Annotated in this window: 22 protein-coding genes; 4 read left to right on the plus strand and 18 right to left on the minus strand. The window is 66.7% G+C overall.

What is annotated here, in order from left to right:
• Nucleotides 1–29 precede the first annotated feature (29 nt).
• The 18 genes from hslU to gatC form a co-directional block, all read right to left on the minus strand.
• A complete protein-coding gene (gene hslU / locus A6M56_RS20130; RefSeq protein ID WP_045785443.1) occupies nt 30–1,361 on the minus strand; it encodes an ATP-dependent protease ATPase subunit HslU in 1,332 nt (443 codons plus the stop codon).
• Between the two features lie 27 nt (nt 1,362–1,388).
• Entirely contained in the window at nt 1,389–1,925 is a 537-nt protein-coding gene (gene hslV, locus A6M56_RS20135) for an ATP-dependent protease subunit HslV (RefSeq protein ID WP_045785442.1), read from the minus strand.
• 141 nt (nt 1,926–2,066) lie between these two features.
• Nucleotides 2,067–3,659, minus strand: a complete 1,593-nt coding sequence (locus A6M56_RS20140; RefSeq protein ID WP_045785441.1) for an ABC transporter substrate-binding protein — start codon at nt 3,657–3,659, stop codon at nt 2,067–2,069.
• A gap of 100 nt (nt 3,660–3,759) precedes the next feature.
• On the minus strand, nt 3,760–5,067 hold the full coding sequence (gene zigA / locus A6M56_RS20145) for a zinc metallochaperone GTPase ZigA (RefSeq protein ID WP_045785440.1): 1,308 nt from the start codon (nt 5,065–5,067) through the stop codon (nt 3,760–3,762).
• Between the two features lie 76 nt (nt 5,068–5,143).
• Nucleotides 5,144–5,815 (minus strand): RNA polymerase-binding protein DksA, encoded by a 672-nt coding sequence (gene dksA, locus A6M56_RS20150; RefSeq protein WP_233902627.1) that lies wholly within the window; start codon nt 5,813–5,815, stop codon nt 5,144–5,146.
• Nucleotides 5,816–5,981: 166 nt separating this feature from the next.
• On the minus strand, nt 5,982–7,055 hold the full coding sequence (locus A6M56_RS20155; protein WP_062737599.1) for a CobW family GTP-binding protein: 1,074 nt from the start codon (nt 7,053–7,055) through the stop codon (nt 5,982–5,984).
• Nucleotides 7,043–7,570 carry a Fur family transcriptional regulator gene (locus A6M56_RS20160; RefSeq protein WP_045785437.1) on the minus strand — a complete coding sequence of 176 codons (528 nt, stop codon included), beginning with the start codon at nt 7,568–7,570 and terminating at the stop codon, nt 7,043–7,045. Before A6M56_RS20160 ends, A6M56_RS20155 begins: the two co-directional genes overlap by 13 nt.
• Nucleotides 7,571–7,658: 88 nt before the next feature.
• On the minus strand, nt 7,659–8,897 hold the full coding sequence (locus A6M56_RS20165; protein ID WP_102080600.1) for a lactonase family protein: 1,239 nt from the start codon (nt 8,895–8,897) through the stop codon (nt 7,659–7,661).
• Between the two features lie 12 nt (nt 8,898–8,909).
• Nucleotides 8,910–10,436: an FAD-binding oxidoreductase gene (locus A6M56_RS20170; protein ID WP_102080599.1), complete on the minus strand. Its 1,527-nt coding sequence runs from the start codon at nt 10,434–10,436 to the stop codon at nt 8,910–8,912.
• A 132-nt stretch (nt 10,437–10,568) separates the two neighbouring features.
• Nucleotides 10,569–11,087 (minus strand): metal-dependent hydrolase, encoded by a 519-nt coding sequence (locus tag A6M56_RS20175; RefSeq protein WP_045787720.1) that lies wholly within the window; start codon nt 11,085–11,087, stop codon nt 10,569–10,571.
• A gap of 78 nt (nt 11,088–11,165) precedes the next feature.
• Complete coding sequence (locus A6M56_RS20180; protein ID WP_102080598.1) at nt 11,166–12,359, minus strand: class I SAM-dependent rRNA methyltransferase; 1,194 nt, start codon at nt 12,357–12,359, stop codon at nt 11,166–11,168.
• 39 nt (nt 12,360–12,398) lie between these two features.
• Nucleotides 12,399–13,385 (minus strand): tyrosine recombinase XerC, encoded by a 987-nt coding sequence (gene xerC / locus A6M56_RS20185; RefSeq protein WP_102080597.1) that lies wholly within the window; start codon nt 13,383–13,385, stop codon nt 12,399–12,401.
• Nucleotides 13,386–13,399: 14 nt separating this feature from the next.
• Nucleotides 13,400–14,089, minus strand: a complete 690-nt coding sequence (locus A6M56_RS20190; protein WP_045787719.1) for a DUF484 family protein — start codon at nt 14,087–14,089, stop codon at nt 13,400–13,402.
• Nucleotides 14,090–14,103: 14 nt separating this feature from the next.
• Nucleotides 14,104–15,570 carry an Asp-tRNA(Asn)/Glu-tRNA(Gln) amidotransferase subunit GatB gene (gene gatB / locus A6M56_RS20195; RefSeq protein ID WP_045785432.1) on the minus strand — a complete coding sequence of 489 codons (1,467 nt, stop codon included), beginning with the start codon at nt 15,568–15,570 and terminating at the stop codon, nt 14,104–14,106.
• Nucleotides 15,571–15,649: 79 nt separating this feature from the next.
• Complete coding sequence (locus A6M56_RS20200) at nt 15,650–16,615, minus strand: dienelactone hydrolase family protein (RefSeq protein WP_102080957.1); 966 nt, start codon at nt 16,613–16,615, stop codon at nt 15,650–15,652.
• Nucleotides 16,615–17,097, minus strand: coding sequence for a hypothetical protein (locus tag A6M56_RS20205; RefSeq protein WP_045785431.1), 483 nt, complete (start codon nt 17,095–17,097; stop codon nt 16,615–16,617). Before A6M56_RS20205 ends, A6M56_RS20200 begins: the two co-directional genes overlap by 1 nt.
• 43 nt (nt 17,098–17,140) lie before the next feature.
• Nucleotides 17,141–18,628 (minus strand): Asp-tRNA(Asn)/Glu-tRNA(Gln) amidotransferase subunit GatA, encoded by a 1,488-nt coding sequence (gatA, locus tag A6M56_RS20210; RefSeq protein ID WP_102080596.1) that lies wholly within the window; start codon nt 18,626–18,628, stop codon nt 17,141–17,143.
• 93 nt (nt 18,629–18,721) lie between these two features.
• The gene (gene gatC / locus A6M56_RS20215) at nt 18,722–19,021 is read right to left on the minus strand and encodes an Asp-tRNA(Asn)/Glu-tRNA(Gln) amidotransferase subunit GatC (protein WP_045785429.1); all 300 of its coding nucleotides are present in this window, start codon (nt 19,019–19,021) and stop codon (nt 18,722–18,724) included.
• Nucleotides 19,022–19,520: 499 nt separating this feature from the next.
• On the opposite strand from gatC, the gene A6M56_RS20220 reads away from it, so the two are divergent.
• The 4 genes from A6M56_RS20220 to mrdA all read left to right on the plus strand — a co-directional run bounded on the left by A6M56_RS20220 (nt 19,521) and on the right by mrdA (nt 24,760).
• The gene (locus A6M56_RS20220; RefSeq protein WP_045785428.1) at nt 19,521–20,564 is read left to right on the plus strand and encodes a rod shape-determining protein; all 1,044 of its coding nucleotides are present in this window, start codon (nt 19,521–19,523) and stop codon (nt 20,562–20,564) included.
• Nucleotides 20,565–20,773: 209 nt separating this feature from the next.
• Entirely contained in the window at nt 20,774–21,826 is a 1,053-nt protein-coding gene (gene mreC, locus A6M56_RS20225; protein WP_045785427.1) for a rod shape-determining protein MreC, read from the plus strand.
• A 15-nt stretch (nt 21,827–21,841) separates the two neighbouring features.
• Nucleotides 21,842–22,354 (plus strand): rod shape-determining protein MreD, encoded by a 513-nt coding sequence (gene mreD, locus A6M56_RS20230; RefSeq protein ID WP_045785426.1) that lies wholly within the window; start codon nt 21,842–21,844, stop codon nt 22,352–22,354.
• A 36-nt stretch (nt 22,355–22,390) separates the two neighbouring features.
• Nucleotides 22,391–24,760, plus strand: coding sequence for a penicillin-binding protein 2 (gene mrdA, locus A6M56_RS20235; RefSeq protein ID WP_102080595.1), 2,370 nt, complete (start codon nt 22,391–22,393; stop codon nt 24,758–24,760).
• The last annotated feature ends 28 nt before the right edge of the window (nt 24,761–24,788 follow it).

Consider the following 24,788-nt stretch of genomic DNA (forward strand, 5'->3'; position numbering starts at 1 on the left):
CCCCCGCGAGGGGGTGAGGTTTGTCGCGCTTACAGCACGTAGCGTGAAAGGTCTTCGTTGCCCGACAGTTCACTCAGGCGTTCATCGACGTACGCAGCGTCGATCGTGACGGTCTCGCCCGCGGACTTGTGCGCGTGGAACGACAGGTCTTCGAGCAACCGCTCCATCACCGTGTACAGGCGGCGAGCACCGATGTTCTCGACCTTCTCGTTGACCGAGCATGCAATCTCGGCCAGGCGGTGGATGCCGTCCTCCGCAAAAACGAGGTCCACGCCTTCGGTCTTCATCAGCGCCTGGTATTGCTTGGTGAGGCTCGCATCGGTCTGCGTGAGGATGGCGCGGAAGTCTTCCACCGAGAGCGAATCGAGCTCCACGCGAATCGGGAAACGGCCCTGCAGCTCGGGGATCAGGTCGCTCGGCTTGGACAGATGGAACGCGCCCGACGCGATGAACAGGATGTGATCGGTCTTGATCATTCCGTACTTGGTGTTGACCGTCGTGCCCTCTACCAGCGGCAGCAAATCGCGCTGCACGCCCTGCCGCGACACCTCGCCGCCGCCGTATTCGCTGCGGCTGGCGATCTTGTCGATCTCGTCCAGGAAGACGATGCCGTTCTGCTCGACGTTGGCCACCGCCTTCTGCTTGAGTTCGTCTTCGTTCACGAGCTTGGCGGCCTCTTCGTCGATGAGCAGCCTGAAGGCTTCCTTCACCTTCATCTTGCGGCGGTTCTTCTTGCCCTGGCCAAGGCCCGCGAACATCGAGCGGATCTGCTCGGTCATGTCTTCCATGCCAGGCGGGCCCATGATGTCCATGCTCGGCAGCGCCGCCGACACTTCGAGTTCGATTTCCTTGTCGTCGAGCTGGCCTTCGCGCAGCTTCTTGCGAAAAGCCTGGCGGGCAGCGGAATCCTTCTCTTCCGGCTGCGCAAACCCGATGTCGCGCGGCGGTGGGATGAGCACGTCGAGGATCCGGTCCTCGGCAGCGTCTTCAGCCTTGGCGCGCACCTTCTTCATCTCGGACTCGCGCGTCTGCTTGACGGCCATCTCGGCCAGGTCGCGCACGATGGTGTCGACATCGCGGCCGACGTAACCGACCTCGGTGAACTTGGTCGCCTCGATCTTGATGAACGGCGCGTCGGCCAGCTTGGCCAGGCGGCGGGCGATTTCGGTCTTGCCGACACCGGTCGGCCCGATCATCAGGATGTTCTTGGGCGTGATTTCCTGGCGCAGCGGCTCACCGACCTGCTGGCGGCGCCAGCGGTTGCGCAGCGCCACGGCCACGGCCTTCTTGGCCTTCTGCTGGCCGATGATGTGCTTGTCGAGTTCGGAGACGATCTCCGACGGCGTCATGGTTTCAGACATGGGAATCCTGTGGATGAAGGCGCTCGCTTATTCGAGCGTCTCGATCACGAAATTGGTGTTGGTGTAGATGCACAGCTCGCCGGCGATCTTGAGCGACTTCTGCACCACGTCCCGCGGCGAGAGATCGGTGTTCTCCATCAGCGCCTTGGCGGCCGATTGCGCATAGGCGCCGCCCGAGCCGATTGCGGCGATGCCGCCTTCCGGGTCCAGGACGTCGCCGTTGCCGGTGATGACGAGGGTGGATTCGCGGTCGGCGACGATCAGCATCGCTTCAAGGTGGCGCAAGGCGCGGTCGGTGCGCCAGTCCTTGGCGAGGTCGACCGCCGAGCGCAGCAGGTTGCCCTGGTGCTTCTGCAGCTTCGCTTCGAAGCGGTCGAGCAGGGAGAAGGCGTCGGCGGTGGCACCGGCAAAGCCGACCAGCACCTTGCCGTCGTAGATGGCGCGCACCTTGCGGGCCGAGCCCTTCATCACGATGTTGCCCAGCGTGACTTGGCCGTCGCCGCCGAGTGCGACCTGATTGCCGCGCCGCACGCTGACGATGGTGGTGCCGTGATACTGTTCCATGCGCTTGTTCCTAGGGGTCCGGCTTGGCGCGGCCCCCAGCGGGCCGGCCAAAGAGCTTCATACTTGACGCCAGCCCCCAGGATTTCAAGCCCGATTTCCGTCACGGCGTGCGCTTTTTGTGCGCCGGAAATCGCTTCCCGCTCAATGCCTCACGTCAAAGGCGTACGTGCGCTCATCCAGACGCGGCGTCACCGTGTAACCTTTGCGCGCCGCCCACACGTTGATGTTGAAGTAGAGCGGAATGACGCCGGCGTCGCGCATGCCGATCTCGGTGGCCTCCTGCAGCAGTTTCTCGCGCTTGGCGTCGTCGATGGTCTGCAGCGCCTCGGCCAGCTTGGCGTCGAGCGCCGGATTGGAATAGCGCCCGCGGTTGGAGGCGCCCCAGCCGCGCGCCGGATCATACGTGGCCAGCAGCGCCTTCAGGCTCGAACTGGCCTCGCCCGTATCGGCGCCCCAGCCGGCCTGCAGGAACGAGAAATCGAGCTTGTTGGCCCGCGTGAAGAACGTCGCCGACGGCATCGTCTCCACCTTGGTCGCGATCCCGATGCGCGACAGCATCGCGGCCACCACCTGTGCAACGCGGTCGTCGTTGACGTAGCGGTTGTTGGTGGCATGCAGCGTGATGGCGAAGCCGTCGGGGTAACCGGCCTGGGCCAGCAGCTTCTTGGCCGTGGCCGGATCCGCCGCCGGTGCCTTCAGGCCCGGCACATGCCCGAACAGCGCGCTGTTGACGAGCTGGCCGGTCGGCTCGGCGGCGCCTTCCATCACGCGGTCGACGATGGCCTGGCGCGAGATGGCCAGCGAGATCGCCTGCCGCACACGCGCATCCTTGAGCGGGTTCTTCGGCAGCGGCTTGCCGGCCTTGTCCGTCACGAACGGCGACACGTCGCGGTCCGAATCCATGTGCAGATACATCATCCGGAACACCGGCATCTTGAACAGCGAGACGCTCGGATCGGCGGAGAGCTTCTTGATGTCGGACGTCGGCACGTTTTCGATGACCTGCACATCACCGGCCAGCAGGGCCGCCACGCGCGGCGCGTCGGCGGTCAGGATGCGCAGTGTCACGCGCTGCCACTGCGGCTTCTTGCCCCAGTAGCCGTCGAAGCGCGCCAGCTCCACGCGGTCACCCCGGCTGAACGAGACGAACTTGTACGGCCCCGTGCCGATCATCGCGCGGCCGCTGTTGAAGTCGTCGGAGCTGGCTTTCTCGGCCGCCTTCTTCGACACGATATAGATCGTCGACAGGTCGTTCGGCACCAGCGGGTACGGGCCGTTGGTGGTGATGCGCACGGTCAGCTTGTCGACCGCCGTCACGTCCTTGAAGCCGCGCGTGTAGATCGTGTACGGCGATGGGCTGTTCTTGATGGTGGCGGGGCGCGCCAGCGAATAGACGACATCGGCCGAGGTGAACTCGCTGCCGTCATGGAAATGCACGCCGGGGCGCAGCTTGACCTCCCATACCGTATCGTCCACGGCCTTCCACGAGGTGGCGAGGCCCGGCTTCAGACGCATCTTCTCGTCCTTGGCGATCAGCGTCTCGAACATGTGCTCGGCGACGTTCGCGTTCGGCGTGACGTTATGGAAATGCGGATCGAGCGACGTGATATCGCCCGACAGCCCGACCACCAGCGTGGAAGCGGGCTGGGCATGCCCCGCAACCGGCGCAAGCGCCGTGGCCAGGGACAGCGCAGCAACCACACCCGCAGCGCGCAGCAGACGCAGAACCGGCATGACGAATCTCCCATTGTTTCGTGACGGAAACAGCCCGTGGGGGATTGTCGGGATCGGACGACGCCGGTGTCAACGTCGGCGAAGCGGGGTACTCGCGTGCTCAGTCGTGGTGCCCGCACTCGCAGTCGTCACCATGGTGGTGATCGTGGTCGTCGCTGCCGTCTTCGTCGTCGTGGTCGTCGAAGGCCCACGCCGGGAACGGATCGGGCAGCGCGGCCCACGCATCCGGGCCGGCCGCCATTTCGGCGTCGGTCAGCAGGCAGGCATCGAGTTGCGCGACGAGCGCGGCTTCGTCCAGGTCCGTGCCGATGAAGACGAGCTCCTGGCGGCGGTCGCCCCACGGCGCGGGCGCACCGTTGTCGTGCAGCTTGTCCATGATGTCAGCGCGGGCTTCTTCCTCGTCGGGCCATTCGACCTCGTCGACGGCGGCCCACCACGCGCCCGCGCCGCCGTGGCGCATCACGCCGCCGGCCTGGCCCCAGCTTCCGGCGATGTCCATGCGCGACGCCAGCCAGAAATAGCCCTTCGAGCGCAGCACGCGGCCATGCTCGCGCAGCCATTCGGTGTGCATCAGGTCCCACAGACGCTGCGGGTGGAACGGCACGCGGCGGCGATACACGAAGCTGCGGATGCCCAGCGCTTCGGTCTCGGGCACATGCTCGCCGCGCAGTTCGGCCAGCCACGCGGGCGCAGCGGCCGCGGCATCGAAGTCGAACCGGTGCGTGTTGAGGATGGCATCGAGCGGCACCTTGCCGAACGATGCTGGCACGATGCGCGCCCGCGGGTTCAGCGAATGCAGGATGGCCGCCAGGCGATCGCGCTGGGCATCACTCACCAGGTCGATCTTGTTGAGGACGATCACGTCGCAGAATTCGACCTGCTCGATGAGCAGGTCGACCACGGTGCGGTCGTCGTCTTCATCGCGGGCCTGACCGCGATCGGCCAGGAAGTCGGCCGCATCGTAGTCGGCCAGAAAATGCTGGGCATCGACCACCGTGACCATCGTGTCCAGGCGCGCGAGGTCGGACAGCACGTCGCCTTGCGCGTCCTCGAAGGTGAAGGTCTCGGCGATCGGGAGCGGCTCGGCCACACCGGTGGATTCGATGAGCAGGTAGTCGAACCGGTCTTCGCGCGCGAGGCGGGCCACCTCGTCGAGCAGGTCTTCGCGCAGCGTGCAGCAGATGCAGCCGTTGGACAGCTCGACCATGCGCTCATCGGTGCGCGAGAGCTGCGCGCTGGTCGCGGTGCCGTCACCGACGAGCTGGGCGTCGATGTTGACGTCGGACAGGTCGTTGACGATCACGGCCACACGCTTGCCCTCGCGGTTGGCGAGCACGTGGTTGAGCAGCGTGGTCTTGCCGGCGCCGAGGAAGCCGGACAGCACGGTAACGGGAAGCGGACGGGGCATGATCGAAGGCCTGCAAAAGCAAACAGCCCGGCTGGCTACCGGGCTGCGAACTGGAAAACCACTGCGGCGGGCGGCGTCAGTCGCCCTGCAGCTTCTGACGCTTTTCGCGGCGCTCCTGCGCCTCCAGCGTCAGGGTGGCGGTCGGACGGGCAAGCAGGCGCGGAATGCCGATCGGCTCGCCGGTTTCGTCGCACCAGCCGTACTCGCCGGCATCGATCCGCGCGATCGACTGCTCGACCTTCTTGAGCAGCTTGCGCTCGCGGTCGCGCGTGCGCAGTTCCAGCGCATGCTCTTCCTCGATGGTGGCGCGGTCCGCCGGGTCCGGCACGATCACGGTCTCGCGCAGGTGCTCCGTCGTCTGGTTGGCGTTCGCGAGAATCTCGTCGCGCATCTTTTCAAGCCGGTCCCTGAAAAAGGCGAGCTGCGCCTCGTTCATGTAATCCTTTTCGCCCATCTTCAGGATTTCGGCTTCGGTGAGTAGTTTCTTGCTGCTCATGGTTGCTGCAGATGATCCTGGTAAATCGCGCGCCGTGTCGGCTGTCGCGTCGTCCTTGCGCGGGGATGCGCCGGACTCATTCTGGCTGGCGGCGGACTTGCCGCCCCGCGCGCCTCCTTTTGCCTCTCCCGCAGCGGCGCCCCCTGCCGCTTTTTTTCGGGTGGCTGGCGCAGCCTGGGCTGCCGCCGACTCCGTTCCGGACTGCCCGGCTCCAACGTTGGCGCCGCGCCCTTCCTTGGTCTTAGTCACCATCGCCTGCTCTCCTATCGGACGTGCTTGGGACGACGTGCTTCTAAATCGACCTATTGTAGCTGAACGATCTTACCCGAACTATCGGAGAAACACGGACACAAAATCCGGCCCGGATTCTGCCTGAAAGCGCGGCGGGACCACCCAAAAGGAGGGTAAAGCGGCCGGATCAGGCCAGGCAGTTCTCCAATCCTTTCAGAATCGTTTCGCGCGGCAGGTCGACGCCGATGAACACCATCCGGTTGGAAGGGGTCTCGCCGTCCCATTTGCCGCCCACATCGCTGCCCATGAGCTGGTGCACGCCCTGGAACACGACCTTGCGGTCGACGCCCTCCATGTACAGCACGCCCTTGTAGCGCAGCAGCTTCTCGCCGTAGATGTTCAGCACGCCGGAGAGGAACTCCTCCAGCTTGGTGTAGTTGAACGGCCGTTCGCTGCGGAAGACGAACGAGGCAATGCGGTCGGTATGGTGCGCGTGCCCGTGATGATGGTGGTGGCCGTGGTGCTCATGATCGTGGTCGTGATCGCAATCGGCCGAGCAGGCGTGGTCATGATCGTGATCGTGGTTGTGATCATGACCGTCTTCGCGCAGGAAGTCGGGGTCGATCTCCAGCTTGGCATTCAGATTGAAGCCGCGCAGATCGAAGATGGTGTCGATCGGCGCGTCGCCAAAATTGGCGGTGCGGATCGGGGCGCGCGGGTTCATGTGCAGGAGGCGGTGGCGCAGTGCGTTGACGTCGTCGGCGGACACGAGGTCGCTCTTCGTGATGAAGATGGCGTCGGCAAAGCCCACCTGGCGCTGCGCCTCTTCCTGCTTGTCGAGCTGCATGTTGCCGTGCTTGGCGTCGACCAGCGTGATGACGGCATCCAGCAGGTAACGGCTGGCGATCTCGTCGTCCATGAAGAAGGTCTGCGCAACGGGGCCGGGGTTGGCCACGCCGGTGGTCTCGATGACGACGCGGTCGAACTGGATCTCGCCCTTGTCGCGGCGCGTGAGCAGGTCGGACAACCCCTTCACCAGGTCGCCCCGGATGGTGCAGCAGATGCAGCCGTTGCTCATCTGCACGATCTGCTCGTTGCCGTCCTGCACGAGGATGTCGTTGTCGATGTTCTCTTCGCCGAACTCGTTCTCGATCACGGCGATCTTCATGCCGTGGTGTTCGTTCAGGATGCGCTTGAGCAGCGTGGTCTTACCGCTGCCGAGAAAGCCCGTCAGGATGGTGACCGGGATCATTTTGGACATGATGCGTTTCCTGTCTTGTGATGAGACGCCAGATGCGCGCAATCCGCGCAAGCGCCCTTGATGGTGAGTTCGGCATGGTCGGCTGCGAAGCCGGCGGGCAGGGCGGCCTTCGGCATGGCCGGCGGCTCGGCCCCCTCCAAGCAGAAGTCGCGCCCGCATTGCGTGCAGTGGAAGTGACTGTGCGAGCGGTGCGCCGCTTCGCGCGCGGCATCGTGCTCGGCCAGGCTGAAGCGGAAGACACGATCGGCCCCGGCCGTCTTGTGGACGATGCCGCCTGCCACGAGCCAGTCGAGCACGCGGTAGACGGTCACGCGGTCGATGCCGGAGTCGGGCGGTAGCGCGTCGCATACCGCCTGGTGCGAGAGTGGGTCGGCGCCCTGCATCAGCACGGCGAGCACGCGCACGCGCGGTTCCGTCACGCGGCTGCCCAGGCCACGCAGGCGCGTGCGGGCCATCGATTCAGGGGAATCGTGCCGGGAAGTGGCAGAAACGTCGCGTGAAGCCGGGGAAGTCATGCGCGGGATTGTCCCACGCTCGAACGGTTGCTGCAATTGAGTTGCAAGTGAGCGGCCTTGCACCTCCCAGGGGTTTCCGCCGTGCTCACTACCCCGCCCACACCAGACACACCGGCGTCGGCACCTTCGCCACCACCGCCGGCTGGTCCAGCTTGCCGGTCTGGCCGTCGATGCGCAGCCGCAGGATGGTGTCGCCCTTCTGGTTCAGCACGTAGAGGTGGCTGCCGTCGGGCGCCATCGTCATCGCCCGCGGAAAGTGCACGCCCTCGCTCCAGTACTGAAGCGGCGCGAGCTTGCCTGAGGCATCGATGCTGAATGCGGCCACGCTGTCGGCCAGCGGATGGTCGGACTTCAGCTTCCGGTTGCTGGCGTAGAGGAACCGCCCGGACGGGTGCATCAGCAGCTCGGCGCCGCTCTTCTGGCCGGTGTAGTCGGCAGGGGTGGTGGAAATGCGCTGACGCTCTTCCTGCACGTGGCCGGTGGCGGGGTCGTAACCGTGGCAGGCGACCGAGCCTTCCAGTTCGTTGATGACGTAGAGCAGCTTGCCTTGCGGATGGAGCGCCAGGTGGCGCGGACCACTGCCGGGCTTGAGCTGCGCGCGGTCACGCGGGGCAAGCTTGCCACCCTCAATGGCAAACACGTTGATGCGATCGGTGCCCAGGTCGGTGCCGATCACGTGCTGGCCGGTGGTGTCGAACAGCATCATGTGCGCGTGCGGCGCCTCCTGTTCGGGGCGGGGGCCGGAGCCGGTGTCCTTGAAGATGCCGGAGACGGTGCCGAGCTTGCCGTCCTCGCCGATCGGCAGGAGGTTGTACGCGCCGCCGCTGTAGATCGACACGCACAGGTGCTTGCCGTCCGGCGACACGACCACGTGTGCGGGGTTCGTGCCCGACAGCGACAGCGGCTGGCGGTTCAGCAGCGTCAGCTTGCCGTCGCGCGCGTCGATCGCATAGGCCTCGGCGCTGCCGTTCGGCCGACCTTCATACACCTCAAGTTCGTTGATGGCGTACAGGAACCGCTGATTCGGGTGCACGGCCAGGAACGACGGATTGGCGCTTTCGACGACCTGCACCTGCGTCCATGCATCGCCGCGCGGTTCGAGCACATAGATGCCGCGCGCGGCCGGGCCGCCCGCGGTGCCGCCCGGCGCATTGAACGTGTAGGTGCCGACATAGGCGAAGCGGGGAGCGCGCGCATTGCCCGCGGGCGGCGCGCCCGACGCGGCAGGTTGTTCGACCGCCTGGGCCATGACGGTTTTGGGAAAAGCGCCCAGCAAAGGCAAGCTACCGGTCCACTGCATGAAGGTTCGACGAAGACGATTGGTCATTGGATGGCTCCATCAAACACGCACGGACATGGCGTGGTGGAAGATGTTGTTCGGATCATACCGGCGCTTCACATCCTGCAGAAATGCGTACAGATCGCCGCTGCCGTAGTAGAGCTGCGGCCAGAACGGGTAGGCGAGCATGTCGACGTCGGGGTAGTTGATGTAGCAGCCCTCGTACCGGTCGCCCGGGTAAGGTGTGCCGCTGTGCGGCGCGGGCACATCGGGCGCGCCGTAGACGTCGCGATAGAAATCGCTGATCCAGCGCAAGTGGCCGGCGTCATCGGCCGCGGACGTCCAATACGTCTGGTACTGCAGCTTCATGATCGAGGCCCGCTGCGGCACGGCGGTGTCGCCAATGCGCTCGGCCTTGTTGACAGCGCCGCCGTACGAATCGACTTGCAGCAACGACTGGCTCAGATCGACGCCCGGCATCGTCCGCGTGAGGTGGGCGTAGATGCGCTGCGCCTCGCGCGCCGTGAAGCCGCGCTTCATGTAGGCCGATTTGTACTTGCCGCGCTGATTGGCCCCTGAGCCGTTCAGGTACTGCGTGGCCGTCAGCCAGTCGTATTGCACGATGGTGTGCGGCTTGGAGCAGAGCAGTTGCCCCACGCCCTGCTTGTGCGCAGGGCCGTAGCCGGGCGGGCGCCCCTTGACCGGCGTGGGCGCGCAAGCCTGGAAGCGGCTCAGAAAATCGTTGAGGACGGAGAGATCGCGGCACGTGCCATCCGGGTTGCAGAACTGCGTGAGCAGCACGATCTGCCCCGACGATTTGTGCGTGAGTTTGAGCAGCGAGAACATGCCCCACGTGTCCGGATCCTTGCCGCGCGTCTCCCAGTATTCGCCGTAGATGCGCAGCAGTTCGGCAAAGCGTTGCGGTGTCATGGTCGCCCAGTCGAACGCCACGGTGGCGAGCGCCACTTCCTGCGGCGCCTCGGGCAGCTTGGCGAAGGTGTAGCCCGTGATGACGCCGAAGTTGCCGCCGCCCGCGCCGCGACATGCACGGAACAGATCCGGATCGTGCGCCGCATCCACCGTGCGCGCAGCGGCCTTGCCGGTCTTGTCGACCGTGACGATGTCCACGGCCGAGAGCCAATCCACCGTCAGGCCCTGCAGCCGCGACAGCAGCCCGTACCCGCCGCCGCAGATATGCCCGCCCGCGCCCACCGAATAGCAGGAGCCGCCGGGCAGCGTCACGTTGCGGCGCTTGTACAGCTCCAGGTAGCCGTTCCAGTTCTGCGTGCCGGCCGGAATGCGCACCGACCCGTCGGCGCGCACCTCGGGCGTGGCGAGCAGGCTCAGGTCGACGATCGTGCCGTCTGGGTTGTTGGAGACGAAATCCTCGTAGCAATGTCCGCCGCTGCGCACGGTCGGGCGCTGGCCCGCGTTGATGATGCGCTGCACGGCGGGCGCCACATCGTCGGGCTTTTCAATGAGGGCGATGCGGCTCGCGGCCTGCGCGTCCGTCGAGGGCCAGCGCAGGTTGAAGCCATGTTTGAGCGTGTTGTAGCGAGGGTCTTGGCGCGTCACATCCAGTGTCATCGACGACTCCCGGTGAGGGCGTTTGCGCAACGCTTGCGCAAACGGAGTTGGATTCGAACGCGTGGCGTCCGGCGGTTCCAACTTAGTCGTTCGCAGGTCCGGCTTCCATCAGACAATGCCGATACGGCGGGCTCATCGCGCCACGTGTGCGAACCATCCGACCACGCGCGCTGCCGTTGCCGCCCACAGCGGCCGCACCAGCCAGCACGCCGCGGCCCACGCGAGGATCACCACGACCAGATCGCAGCGACCGCTCTTCCACAGGTTCAGGGAATGGCGCCCCCAGATCCAGGGCACGCCCAGCGGATTGGGCCAGTCCGCCAACAGGTGCATCAGTCCACCGCAAGCGAAGCCGAACAGCAGCGGTGCCCACACGTGCGCATGGCCCAGCGCCTGGTATGACAGAACAAGCGCCGCCACCCAGCCGATGCCCCAATGGGTGGCGGTGCGGTGCGTGATCCACAGGCGGCGCGCGCGGGTCCACCAGGCCACCTCCATCCAGTCGGGCGCGGTGCTGCCGGCCACCGCCGCGCAAAACGCCAGGAGGCTGCCGAGATGTTCGAGAGACGTGTGCGAAGCCTGTGCGACGAGGGTGGCGGCAATCAGGCCTGCCGCCCAACCCGTCGCGTGATGGGCAGCGTTGGAAGCCATCGACGTGATGCGGAAAACGAAGGACCGCATCTTCGCAATGGCGGCTTGCCGGGACAAGCCAAAAATTGCGACAAATTGCTAGCCGACTTGCAGCAGCAGGCCCTTGAGGTATTCGCCTTCCGGGAAGCTCGTCAGCAGCGGGTGGTCGACGCCGCCCGCCAGCCGGCGCTGGATGCGCGCCGTCACCTTGGCATCGGCCGCCGCACCCGCGACGATCTTCTGGAACAGGTCTGCGTCGATGGCGCCCGAGCATGAATACGTGAACAGCAGGCCGCCCGGGCGCAGCAACTGCATGCCAACCAAGTTGATCTCCTTGTATGCGCGCGCCGCGCGATCAACCTGCTGCGCCGACGCCGCAAACTTGGGCGGATCCAGCACGATCAGGTCGAACTGGCGGCCTTCCGCGCGGAAGTTGCGCAGCGACTTGAAGACGTCCGCGTCCAGCCACTCGGCGCGCGCCGGATCGAAGCCGTTGAGCGTGACGTTGCGCTCTGCCCCCGCCAGCGCCTCGCCCGACGAATCGATCGACACCACCGAGCGCGCCCCGCCCTTGAGCGCGGCCAGCGAAAAGCCGCCGGTATAGCAGAAGCAGTTCAGCACATCGCGATCGCGCGCCAAGGCGCCGACGAGCGCGCGGTTGTCGCGCTGGTCGATGTAGAAGCCCGTCTTGTGGCCTTCGCGCACGTCCACGTAATAACGCACGCCGTGCTCGGTGGCGGACAGATCGGCGGGCGGCTCGGCGCCGGCCAGCACACCGGTCATCTGCTCCAGGCCTTCGCGCTCGCGCACGCTCACATCCGACCGTTCGTAGACGTTCGGGCAACCCGTCTCTTTGATGAGCGCGGCGACGATCGCCTGCTTCCAGTGCTCCACGCCCGCGGCGCTGAACTGGCAGACGAGCTGGCCCGCATCCCCTGTGCCGTACTGGTCGACGATCAGCCCGGGCAGGCCGTCGGCTTCGCCCATGACGAGGCGCACGGCGTCGGTGTCGTGCACCCACGCGCGGCGGTACGCCACGGCCGCGGCAATGCGGCGCTTGAAGAACGCGTGGTCGACGGGCTCCGATTCATCAAAGCTCCACACGCGCGCGCGAATCTGCGAGACAGGGCTGAACGCGGCGCGCGCCAGAAACTGGCCGTTGTGCGCGCGCACGATGACGGTCGCGCCGGAGGCCGGCTTGCCCTCCACGCGATCAATGGCGTTGGCGAAAATCCACGGGTGCCGGCGCAGCAGCGAGCGCTCCTTGCCGGGCTTCAGAATCAGGGTTTGCATACGACTGGGGATGGGGCGCCCGAAGGTTCGGACAATGCGCTACTTCTTTTTTGCGCGGGGATGCGCCTGATCGTAGATCTTGGCCAGGTGCTGAAAATCGAGCGAAGTATAAACCTGCGTGCTGGCAATGCTGGCGTGGCCGAGCAGTTCCTGCACCGCGCGCAGATCACCGGAGGACTGCAGCATGTGCGTGGCAAACGAATGCCGCAGCACGTGCGGATGCACATCCGCCGGCACACCCGCCGCGATGGCGTTGCGCTTCATGCGCAATTGGATCTGCCGCTGCGCCAGCCGCTTGCCGCGCGGCGAGAGAAACAGCGCGTGCGCGTCTTCGGGTGCCGCGTCGGGCTGGGCAAGCTGCTCGCGCACCGCCAGCCATGCAGCCAGCGCCTCCGCCGCCTTGGCGCCCACCGGCACGGTGCGCCGCTTGCTGCCCTTGCCGAGCACCTGCACCTCGCGCGCCTCCAGATCGAGCCAGCTCGCCGATTCATACGCGCCGGCCTTCACGTGGCGCAGGTCGAGGTTGACCAGCTCAGAGAGCCGCAGCCCGCACGAATAGAACAGCTCGTTGACAGCACGGTCGCGCACCGTTTCGGCATCGTCGCCGGGCAACTGCTCCATCAGCGCGACAGCCTGCTCCACGGACAGCGCTTTCGGCAGCCGCTTCGGGTTCTTCGGGGCGCGTACGCCATCGACGGGATTGGCGGTGACGGCGGCATCGCGCAGCGCCATCCATTTGAACCAGCCGCGCCACGCCGACAGCGCCCGCGCAATGCTGCGGCCCGACAAACCGTCGCCGTGCAGCTGCGCCATCATGCGGCGGATATGGTGAGACTGCAGTTGCGTGAGATCGACATTGGCGGCGTGCTGCGCACCGAGGCGCTGGAGCACGGCCAGCTCGCGGGTGTAGCTCTCCAGCGTGTGCGGCGAGAGCTGCCGCTCGAACTTCAGCGCGTCAAGGTACGCCGCAATCTGCGGATGCGGCGCCTGCGCGCCAGACGCATCGGCTGAAGCAGATTGCGGCATGCGTTGGGCGGCGCTCAGTCGCGCAGGCGGTTGAGCGCGGCAGCGGCCAGTTCGCCGATCTGCGCGAGGTAGGTCGTGCCCATGCCGTCATGGAAGCGGCGGGCGTCCGGCGAGCCGAGCACCAGCAGACCGAAAGCCGGCGCGGCGCTGGCATCGGCATCGCCACGCACCGGCACGCGCAGCGTGACAATGGCGAGCGATTCGATGGGCGCGCCGCCGGTATCCGATGTATCGAGCCAGCCGGCCGCTTCAAAGCCGGCATTGGCGCCGCAATACGGCGCACGCAGGCCGGCTGCAAACAGGCGCACTTCCTCGCTCACGCCCTGCGCGACTTCCAGGTGTGCAAATTCCTCGCCGACCTGCCACACGCGCAGCGCCACAGCGGGCACGTCAAAGATTTCACGCAGACCATCCTGCACGGCGTACGGCAGCGCATGCGTGTCGGCCTCGCCCAGCAGGCGCGTCGTCCAGGCGTGCACACGCTGCTGCGTACGGTCGTTCTCGTTGCCGTGGCGCATCAGGTCCGACAGCTTGAGTTCGAGGTGCTTGTTCTTGTCGCGCAGGATTTCCATCTGGCGCTCCTGCAGCGACACCGCGCGATGGCTGTGCGGGCTCGTCAATTGAATGGCGGCCAGCAGCTCGGCGTGCTCTTCAAAGAAGGCCGGATGCGCCTGCAGGTAGTTGGCGACGTCTTGTGCGTTCATCGTGGAGGTGCTCATCAGGCTGCGCCGAGTTTCTTCTTCAGCAGTTCGTTGACTTGTGCGGGGTTGGCCTTGCCGCGCGTGGCCTTCATGGCCTGGCCCACCAGCGCGTTGAATGCCTTCTCCTTGCCGGCGCGGAATTCCTCGACCGACTTGGCATTGGCGGCCAGCACGTCGTCGATGATCTTCTCCAGCTCGCCGGAATCGGACATCTGCTTCAGGCCCTTCTCGGCGATGATCGCGTCGGCATCGCCGCCGTGTTCGCCGGCCCACATGGCGGGGAAGACGTCCTTCTTGGCCGTGTTGTTGCTGATCGTGCCGTCGGCAATGCGCGCGAGCAGCTTGGCGAGTTGCGCGGGCGACACCGGCGCGGCATCGATCTCCAGATCGGCGCGGTTCAGGTTCGAGGCCACCTCGCCCATGATCCAGTTGGCCGCGGCCTTGGCATTGGCAGCGCCCGCATCCGCCACGACGGCTTCAAAGTACGCCGCCGTCGCCTTGGTGGCGGTGAGGATGCTGGCGTCGTACTTCGGCAGGCCGTAGGCCGATTCAAAGCGTGCGGCCATGGCGGCCGGCAGTTCGGGCAGCGTGGCGCGCACGCGCTCGATCCAATCGTCGCCAATGACGAGCGGCAGCAGGTCTGGGTCGGGAAAGTAGCGGTAATCCTGCGCGTCTTCCTTGCTGCGCATCGAGCGCGTTTCCTTGCGGTCCGGATCGTACAGGCGGGTTTCCTGCACCACGGTGCCGCCGTCTTCGATCAGTTCGATCTGGCGACGCACTTCGTAGTTGATCGCCTCTTCCAGGAAGCGGAACGAGTTCAGGTTCTTGATTTCGCAGCGCGTGCCGAACGGCGCATCCGGGCCCGGGCGCACCGACACGTTCGCGTCGCAACGGAAGCTGCCTTCCTGCATGTTGCCGTCGCAGATGCCAAGCCACACCACCAGCGCGTGCAGCGCCTTGGCGTAAGCAACGGCCTCGGCTGCGCTACGCATGTCGGGCTCGGTCACGATTTCCAGCAGCGGCGTGCCGGCGCGGTTCAGGTCGATGCCCGTCATGCCGGCAAAGTCTTCGTGCAGCGATTTGCCGGCGTCTTCTTCCAGGTGCGCACGCGTCAGTTGCACGGTCTTCTCGTACCCGGGCTGGCCGTTCTTGCCTTCCACCTGGAAGGTCAGCGAGCCGCCCTGCACCACCGGAATCTCGTACTGGCTGATCTGGTAGCCCTTGGGCAGATCGGGGTAGAAGTAATTCTTGCGCGCGAAGATGCTCTTGGGCGCGATCTTGGCGCCGATCGCCAGGCCGAACGTGATGGCGCGCTCAACGGCGCCCTTGTTCAGCACCGGCAGTACGCCCGGCAGCGCCAGATCCACCGGCGCGGCCTGCGTGTTGGGCTCGGCACCGAAGGCGGTGGAGGCGCCGGAGAAAATCTTCGAGACCGTCGAGAGCTGCGTGTGCGTCTCGAGGCCGATCACCACTTCCCATTGCATGTTGCGTGTGTCCTGTCGATTGTTGTGGTGTGAATGTCTAGGTACTCAGGTATTCGTGTGTTCGTGTACTGCCGTGCGGTCAGGGGCGGGGCGCATCGAGCCATGCCGCGAGCTTCGCGAATGCCGCTTCGCGCGCGGCCGGATCGCCGCCGACCGTGGCGGTGCCGTGCCGGCGCCCACTCGGGATGCCGCTGCGCTCCTTGACCGGCGCCGTACCATCAAAACCGTGGTACGCGCCGCCAAACACGTCCAGCTCGAAACGCGCCTGCGGCTGCCGCGCCAGCACGGCCGCCTGCAAGGCCTGGCAGTGATCGGCCGGCGTCCAGTCGTCGTTGCCGCCGGCCAGCAGCAGCAACGGCGCGTTCAGGCGATAGTCGGACCGCTTCTGCGCCGCGACGCAGCCCGGATAGAACGCCACGGCGCGATCCACGGGCGGCGTGTCCGCAGGCCAGGCCCGGCTGCCATCGACGGCTTCGAGCACCGCCTGCGCGCCATTGGACCAGCCCAGCAGCACGATGCGGCGCGCATCCACGCCGGGCTGGCCGGCCACCCAGCGCATCGCCGCCAGAATGTCGGCGCGCCGCACGGCGCCGTCGATGTCGCGGGCGGCAAGGCGCTCGGTGCAGATGCCATGCGGCTTGCCGCGCGGCCCGAAGCTGTCGGGAAACACGACCGCATAGCCGCGCGCACGCAGCCATTGCGCATAACCGCGATACCGCGAACCGAGCGCCCTGGCGTCCGTGCCCGACGGCGTGTAGAGCCCGCTGCATCCGTGCAGCGCAATGACCACCGGCGCACCGGCGGCAGGCACCTTTGCGGCCGGGGCGATCCAGTAGGCCGTCAACGTTTGCGGCGCGTCCTCGGCATCCTTCATGAATGCGCGAGGAATCTCGACCGTCTGCACACCCAGCTCCGCCGACGACGGTGCGCGGGCCGCCGGCATATCCGGCAGGCCGCCTTCAGCATCCGGGGTCGGCTGAGCGAATGCCTGCAGCGACAGCGCGGCACAGGCCACGGCGGCCAGCGCGCGGAGCGATGCGGGCATCACCGGGCATTCCGGGCGCATTGGCCCGTCTGCGGGTCGAACATCACCGGCCAGGCTTCTTCATAGATGCCGGGCGTGCAATGCGCTTCGCAGTTGGCATGTGCCAGCGTGACGCGGCGCGGGTCCTGCCAGACCATCAGCGTGCAGTTGCCGTAGCGCTCGCGCAGCTCGATGCTGGGGCGGCGCTTGGTCTGCTGGAACGTCGACAGATCGAACTGGCACGAGCCGCGCCGGCCGACCCACAACTGCCATTGCATGGCCGTGACGTTGTTGTCGGCCACCGTCAGCGTCGCCTGCTCGCGGAAACCGTCTTCTTCGGTCTGGCTGCAGTAGCCGTTGATGTCGATGCGGCGGTCGGAAATCGGCGGCGGCTTGGACGGCCGGCTGATGCCAGGAATCGACGGCAGCGGAATCGGCACGCATGCCGCCAGCAGGCCGGCGGCCAGCGCCAGCCCGAGTACGTTGCGGATGCGATGGTTCATGCCTGCCTCCTGCTGCGCAGCGGGTACGTCGGTACGGCAGGGCTCACGCCGCCGGCTGGCGAATGTGCCAGTCGGTCGCCTGCTGGAACGCATGCGCGATCTGCAGCATGCGTGCCTCTTCAAAATAGTTGCCGATGATCTGCAAGCCAACCGGCAGACCATTGGCGCCGAAACCGGCCGGCACGCTCATGCCCGGCAGGCCCGCCAGGCTGGTCGACAGCGTGAAGATGTCTTCAAGGTACATCTGCACCGGATCGTCGCTCTTCTCGCCGATCTTCCAGGCCACGGTGGGGGCGACGGGGCCCATGATCACGTCGCACTGCGCGAATGCGTTCTGGAAATCCTGCGCGATGATCCGGCGGATCTTCTGCGCCTGGAGGTAATAGGCGTCGTAGTAGCCGTGGGACAGCACATATGTACCCACCAGGATGCGCCGCTTGACCTCCCAGCCGAACCCTTCCGCGCGGGACTTGCGGTACATGTCGGCCAGATCGCGGTATTCCGCCGCGCGGTGGCCGTAACGCACGCCGTCAAAGCGCGACAGGTTGGACGAGGCCTCGGCCGGGGCGATCACGTAATACGTCGGGATCGACAGCTCGGTCTTGGGCAGGCTGATGTCGACGAGCGTGGCGCCGAGCTTTTCCATTTCGGCCAGCGAAGCCCGCACGGCGGCGCGCACGTCATCGGCCAGGCCTTCGCCAAAATACTCCTTGGGCAGGCCGATGCGCAGGCCGGCCAAGGGGCGGGCAGCATCGGCGCCTTGCAGCGGCTGGCCGAGCAGACGGCTGAAATCTTCCACGTCGCCGCCGCGGCCCAGTTCCAGGCTGGTGGAATCACGCGGGTCAAAGCCGGCCATGGCAGACAGCAGCAGCGCGCAATCCTCGGCCGTGCGGGCCATCGGGCCGCCCTGGTCCAGCGACGAGGCGAACGCGATCATGCCGTAGCGCGACACGCGGCCGTACGTCGGCTTGATCCCGGTGATGCCCGAGAACGATGCCGGCTGGCGGATCGAGCCGCCCGTGTCCGTCCCGGTTGCCGCGGGCGCCAGATCGGCTGCCACCGCCGCCGCCGAGCCGCCGGACGACCCGCCCGGCACGTGTTCGACGTTCCACGGGTTCCGGACCACGCCGAAGGCCGAGTTTTCGTTGGACGAGCCCATCGCGAACTCGTCCATGTTCGTCTTGCCCAGCGTCACCATGCCGGCGGCAGCCAGGCGCTCGACCACGGTCGCGTCGAACGGGCTCACGTAGTTGGCGAGCATCTTCGAGCCCGCCGTGGCGCGCCAGCCGCGCGTGACAAACACGTCCTTGTGCGCGATCGGCACGCCGGTCAGCGGCGGCGCGCTGCCGGCCGCGATGCGCGCGTCGGCGGCCTGGGCCTGCGCGAGCGTGGCCTCGGCATCGACCTGGGTAAAGGCGTTGAGATGCGCCCCGGCCTCGATGCGCGCCAGGTAGTGGCGCGCCAGTTCCACCGCCGAAACCTCCTTGGCGGCGAGTTGGGCAGACAGGGCTTTGATCGTGGATGCGGTCATCGAATGCGTTCGGATGGGCTGCCGGCAGCGGCCGGCGACGTCAATTTGGGGAAAGTGCATTAAAGGCGCACAGGCGCCCGCCGTTTAAACGGCCTACTCGATCACCTTGGGCACGAGGTAGAGGCCGGCTTCGGTGGCCGGTGCGCATTGCTGGTATTCGGCGCGGCGGTCGGGCTCGGTCACGGCGTCCTCGCGCAGGCGCTGGGCCTGGGGCTGGACCTGCTCGATCGGGTGGGCCATCGGCTCGATGCCGGTGGTGTCGACGGCCTGCATCTGCTCGACCAGGGCGAAGAACTGGTTGAGCTGCGTGAGTGTCTGCGCGGCCTCGCCGTCGGAGACTTCGATGCGGGCCAGGTGGGCGATGCGTTTGACGTCGGAGAGTTCGAGTGCCATCGGAGTGGATCAGTGAGTGCGGCGGCGGGCAGGACGAGCTGGTTCTGGCATGCGACGGCTACTGCGCGCAGGGCGCGCCCCGGGTCGAGCCCCGGCAGTGCCGATTTGCCGCAAATTTGGCGCCAAATGCCCGCGAAACGTACGAATTATAAGGTATGATTGCCGACTAAATTTCTAAGTCAGCAGGCGACTTCGTGCAGCCACGGACCCTCTGATTAAGTCCCGCCGGGAACCTCCCGGCCGTCGCGCCGTCAGCAGTTGGCGACACTTAATCAAAGGTTCCTTGGGGCCGCCCTCTCCGGGCGGCTCACTCCGGCAGGATGGCCAGTGCCACGGCACCCCACCGCCGACCGCCACGGAGCCCGCGACACATTCCCGGGAGCGCAGCAGCAGGATCGGACCGCATGGGCATGCCACGCGAGGTCCGCGCGTCGGTGCAGCCGTAGCACCGCGATCCTGCCGCCGTGCCGCCCATGACTCGAAACACAGGATTCATTCGATGTTCGGCTTTTTGCGCAGCTATTTCTCCAACGATCTCGCGATCGACCTCGGCACTGCCAACACCCTGATCTACGTGCGCGACAAGGGCATCGTGCTTGACGAGCCGTCGGTGGTGGCCATTCGCCAGGAAGGCGGCCCGAGCGCCAAGAAAACCATCCAGGCTGTGGGCAAGGAAGCCAAGCAGATGCTGGGCAAGGTGCCGGGCAACATCGAGGCCATCCGCCCGATGAAGGACGGCGTGATCGCCGACTTCACCGTCACCGAGCAGATGCTCAAGCAGTTCATCAAGATGGTGCACGACAGCAAGCTGCTGCGTCCGTCGCCGCGCATCATCATCTGCGTGCCGTGCGGCTCGACCCAGGTCGAGCGCCGCGCCATCCGCGAATCGGCGCTGGGCGCCGGTGCATCGCAGGTCTACCTGATCGAAGAGCCGATGGCGGCTGCCATTGGCGCCGGCCTGCCGGTGTCGGAGCCGTCGGGCTCGATGGTGGTGGACATTGGCGGCGGCACCACCGAGGTGGGCATCATCTCGCTGGGGGGCATGGTCTATAAGGGCAGCGTGCGCGTGGGCGGCGACAAGTTCGACGAGGCCATCGTCAACTACATCCGCCGCAACTACGGCATGCTGATCGGCGAGCAGACCGCCGAAGCCATCAAGAAGGAAATCGGCTCGGCCTTCCCGGGTTCGGAAGTGCGCGAGATGGAAGTGAAGGGCCGCAACCTGTCGGAAGGCATTCCGCGCGCCTTCACGGTGTCGTCCAACGAAATCCTGGAAGCGCTGACCGATCCGCTGAACCAGATCGTGTCGTCGGTGAAGATCGCACTGGAACAGACCCCGCCGGAACTCGGCGCAGACATTGCCGAGCGCGGCATGATGCTCACGGGCGGCGGCGCACTGCTGCGCGACCTCGACCGCCTGCTGGCCGAAGAAACCGGCCTGCCGGTGCTGGTGGCAGAAGACCCGCTGACCTGCGTGGTGCGCGGCTCGGGCATGGCGCTCGAACGCATGGACAAGCTCGGCAGCATCTTCTCGTACGAATAACGGGACCATGCGCCACGCTCATCCGCGTTCCGTATGGATGGCTGCCCCAGCAGCCTTTGCGGTTCGCTGAGATGCGTCCCGCGCCGGTGCGCCGTGCTCCGCCCGCCCCGGGCCACTGCACCGCACCGGCGCCACCCCCAAACTGTTGCCGGCAGGCCGCCGACCTTGGTCGCGACGCGTCTGCCGCGCCTATCTGAAGCGTCCGGGTCATGGATTACTCCCCGCCGCCCCTCTTCAAGCAGGGCCCGTCCGCCACCGCGCGGCTGGTCGCCCTGCTTGCGCTTGCGCTGATGCTGCTCGTGGTCGATGCCCGCATGTCGGTACTGGGCGTGGTCCGGCAGGTCGTGTCGGTGGTGCTGTACCCCATCGAGCGCGTGGTGCTGATTCCGCGCGATACGGTGCGTGCGGCGCTCGACTACACGCAGTCGTCCACCAAGCTGGCCACCGACAACCGCAGCCTGCGCGAATCGGCCGTCGCCCAGGCGCAGCAGTCGCTGCGCGCCACGCAGCTCGAAGCCGAGAACCGCAACCTTCGGACGCTGCTGAACCTCAAGCAGCATGCCGCGGTGCCGACCGTGGCGGCGGAAGTCCTGTACGAAGCGCGCGATCCGTACACGCAGCGCATCGTGATCGATCGCGGCTCCAAGGACGGCGTCCGCGCCGGCTATCCGGTGATCGACGACCGGGGCGTGGTCGGGCAGGTCACGCGCGTGTCGCTGTTCGAATCGCAGGTGACGCTGCTGACGGACAAGGACCAGGCGATCCCCGTGGAGGTGGTGCGCAATGGGCTGCGCAGCGTGGCCTTTGGCGGTGCCCGGCCCGGCGCGCTGGACTTGCGCTTCATGGCAGCCTCGGCCGATCTACAGCAAGGCGATCTGCTGGTGACGTCCGGCCTGGACGGCGTCTATCCAGCCGGCCTGCCGGTCGCCCGCATCACGCAGATCGAGCGCAAGGCCGACACGGCGTTCTCGCGCGTGATCTGCGAGCCCGTGGCGGGCATCCGCAGCAACCGCCACCTGCTGATCGTGAAGTACGAGTCGGGCTTCCCCCCGCCGATGGACCTGTCGCCGGCGCCCGCCGCCAAGGGCAAGAACGCCGCGCGCGACGCCCGCGAAGAAAAGGACCGCGCCGCACGCGCAGCGGCCGAGGCGAACGTGCCGGCGCCCGCTGCGGCAGCCGCGGCCGACGACAACACCACGCCGCCGCGCCCTACCGACGCCGACGGCAATCCGCTGGATACCGATTCAGCGCCAAAGCGCTAAGCGAGGCCACCGACCATGAACTCGCCCCAATACCTGCTGCGCCCGGTCAACCCCGGCTTCATCGCCTTCAGCTTCATCGTGGCGTTCCTTTTCAACCTCATGCCGTGGGGCCACACGCAGTGGATTCCCGATCTGGTGGCGCTGGTGCTGGTGTTCTGGAACATCCACCAGCCGCGCCGCGTGGGCATGGTGGTGGCCTTTCTGCTGGGCCTGCTGATGGACGTGCACGAGGCGCGCCTGCTCGGCGAACACGCGATGGCCTACACGCTGCTGTCGTACTTTGCGATCACCATCCACCGACGGGTGCTGTGGTTCTCGGTGCTGTCGCAGGCGCTGCACGTGCTGCCGCTGCTGGTGCTGGCGCATGCCGTGCCGATCGTCATCCGGCTGCTGATGGGCGCGCATCTGCCGGACTGGCAGGTCATCCTGCCGCCGCTGATCGAGGCCGCACTGTGGCCGTTCGCCAACGCAATCCTGCTGGCACCGCAACGCCGGCCGGAGAGCGTCGACGAGACCCGGCCCATCTGAGGCGCCCGATCTGATGCGCGTCACAGGTAGTCAGGCATGACCGAAATCCGCAACGTCGAACAGGAGCTGTCGCGCTTCCGCCTGCGGCTGGCGGCGGCCGCGCTGTTCGTGCTGGTCTGCTTCGGGCTGCTGCTCACACGCTTCTTCTGGCTGCAGCAGGTCAAGCACGAGCAGTACTCGGCCAAGGCCGAAGACAACCGCATCTCCGTCGCACCCATCGAGCCCAACCGCGGCATCATCATGGACCGCAACGGCGTGGTGCTGGCGCGCAACTATTCCGCCTACACGCTCGAGATCACGCCGTCCAAGCTGCAGGACACGCTGGACAACACGATCGACCAGCTGGCACAGGTGGTCGACATCCAGCCGCGCGACCGCCGCCGCTTCAAGCGGCTGATGGAAGATGCGCGCAGCTTTGAAAGCCTGCCGATCCGCAGCCAGCTCACCGACCAGGAGGTCGCGCGGTTCTCGGCGCAGCGCTTCCGCTTTCCGGGCGTGGACGTGCACGCGCGGCTGTTCCGCCAATACCCGCTGGGCGAGACCGCCTCGCACGTGATCGGCTACATCGGCCGGATCTCCGAGCGCGACCTGGAGCGCATCGACAACATGAGCGATGCCAACAGCCAGCCCGGCGTGACGTACGACCCGCGCAAGGACGCGAACAACTACAGCGGCACCGAATACATCGGCAAGGTCGGCATCGAGCAGAGCTACGAGACGGAGCTGCACGGCCTGACCGGCTACGAAGAAGTGGAGGTGAGCGCCGGCGGGCGACCGATCCGCACGCTCTCGACCTCGCAGGCAACGCCGGGCAACAACCTGATCCTGTCGCTTGACATCAACCTGCAGCGGCTGGCCGAGCAGCTCTTCGGCAACCGCCGCGGCGCGCTGGTGGCGATCGAGCCGGAGACAGGCGACATCCTGGCCTTTGTCTCGAAGCCGACGTTCGACCCGAACCTCTTTATCGAGGGCATCGACACGGCCACCTGGAACGAACTCAACAACTCGCCCGACAAGCCGCTGCTGAACCGCCCGCTGCGCGGCACCTATCCGCCGGGCTCCACCTACAAGCCCTTCATGGCGCTTGCCGCGCTGGAGCTCGGCAAGCGCACGCCGCAATGGGGCATGGCCGACCCGGGCTCGTTCACGCTCGGCAACCACACATTCCGCGACGATGCGCCGGGCGGCCACGGCTGGGTCGACATGTTCCGCTCCATCGTGGTGTCGTGCGATACGTACTACTACAAGCTCGCCAACGACATGGGCGTCAACGCGATCCACGATTTCATGAAGCCGCTGGGCTTCGGGCAGATCACCGGGATCGACATCGAAGGCGAGCGCACCGGCATCCTGCCGTCCACCGAGTGGAAGCGCAAAGCGTACAAGCGCCCCGAGCAGCAGAAGTGGTACGACGGTGAAACGATCTCGCTCGGCATCGGCCAGGGCTACAACAGCTTCACGATCCTGCAGCTGGCGCACGCGGTGTCGACGCTGGCCAACAACGGCGTGGTGATGAAGCCCCACCTGGTGAAGGCGGTCGAGGATTCGCTGTCCAAGGCGCGCACGCTGACGGTGCCGACCGAGAGCTACCGCATTCCGCTCAAGCAGGCCAACATCGACGTGATCAAGCGCGCCATGGTGGGCGTGAACCAGTCGGGCACGGCCGCCAAGGCGTTCATCGGCGCGCAGTATGTGTCGGCGGGCAAGACCGGCACGGCGCAGACGTTCTCGCTGGGCAAGAACGAGAAGTACAACCACCACGCGATTCCGGAGTACAAGCGCGACCATGCGCTGTACGAGGCGTTTGCGCCGGCAGACCATCCGAAGATCGCCGTGGCGCTGATCGTCGAGAACGCCGGCTTCGGCGCCGCCACGGCCGCCCCGATTGCGCGCGCCGTCATGGATTACTACCTGACCGGCAAATGGCCGGCGGAGCTGGCGGCCACCGCGCCGAAGCCGCAGCCGCAACCGCCGGTGGATACACCGAGCGTGTTCTCGACCGGCAAGACGGCCACCATCGCCAGCGCGACGGCCACGGCCCAGGCGGCGGCCGATGCCGCGGCGCAGGGTGCGTCGGCGGTCGCGGCAGCGTCGGCGGTCGCGGCTTCGACGCCTGCTGCGTCGCCGGCCCCGGCCAGCGGCGCGCGCGCGGCGGCGTCCATGTCGCCGGATCTCGTCGCGCCGGCGCTGCGCGAGGCCGGCACGAGCGCAGAGGCCGTCGCGCCGGCCACGCTCGACGCCCAGGTGCTGCAGGCGCTGTCGCACGCGCAACCGCCGCCTGAACTGGCGCCGCGCGGGCGCGGCAATGCGGCCGCACCGGCTTCGGCGCCGGCCGCCGCCGCACCGGCACCCAACGGCAGCAAAGGTGCCAAGCCGGCCGCCAAACCCGCGAGCGCAGCGCGCTGACCGCGCTTGAGGAGCACACCATGGAAAA

This window comes from Ralstonia sp. RL (assembly GCF_001683835.1).
GTDB classification, from domain to species: Bacteria; Pseudomonadota; Gammaproteobacteria; order Burkholderiales; family Burkholderiaceae; genus Ralstonia; species Ralstonia mannitolilytica.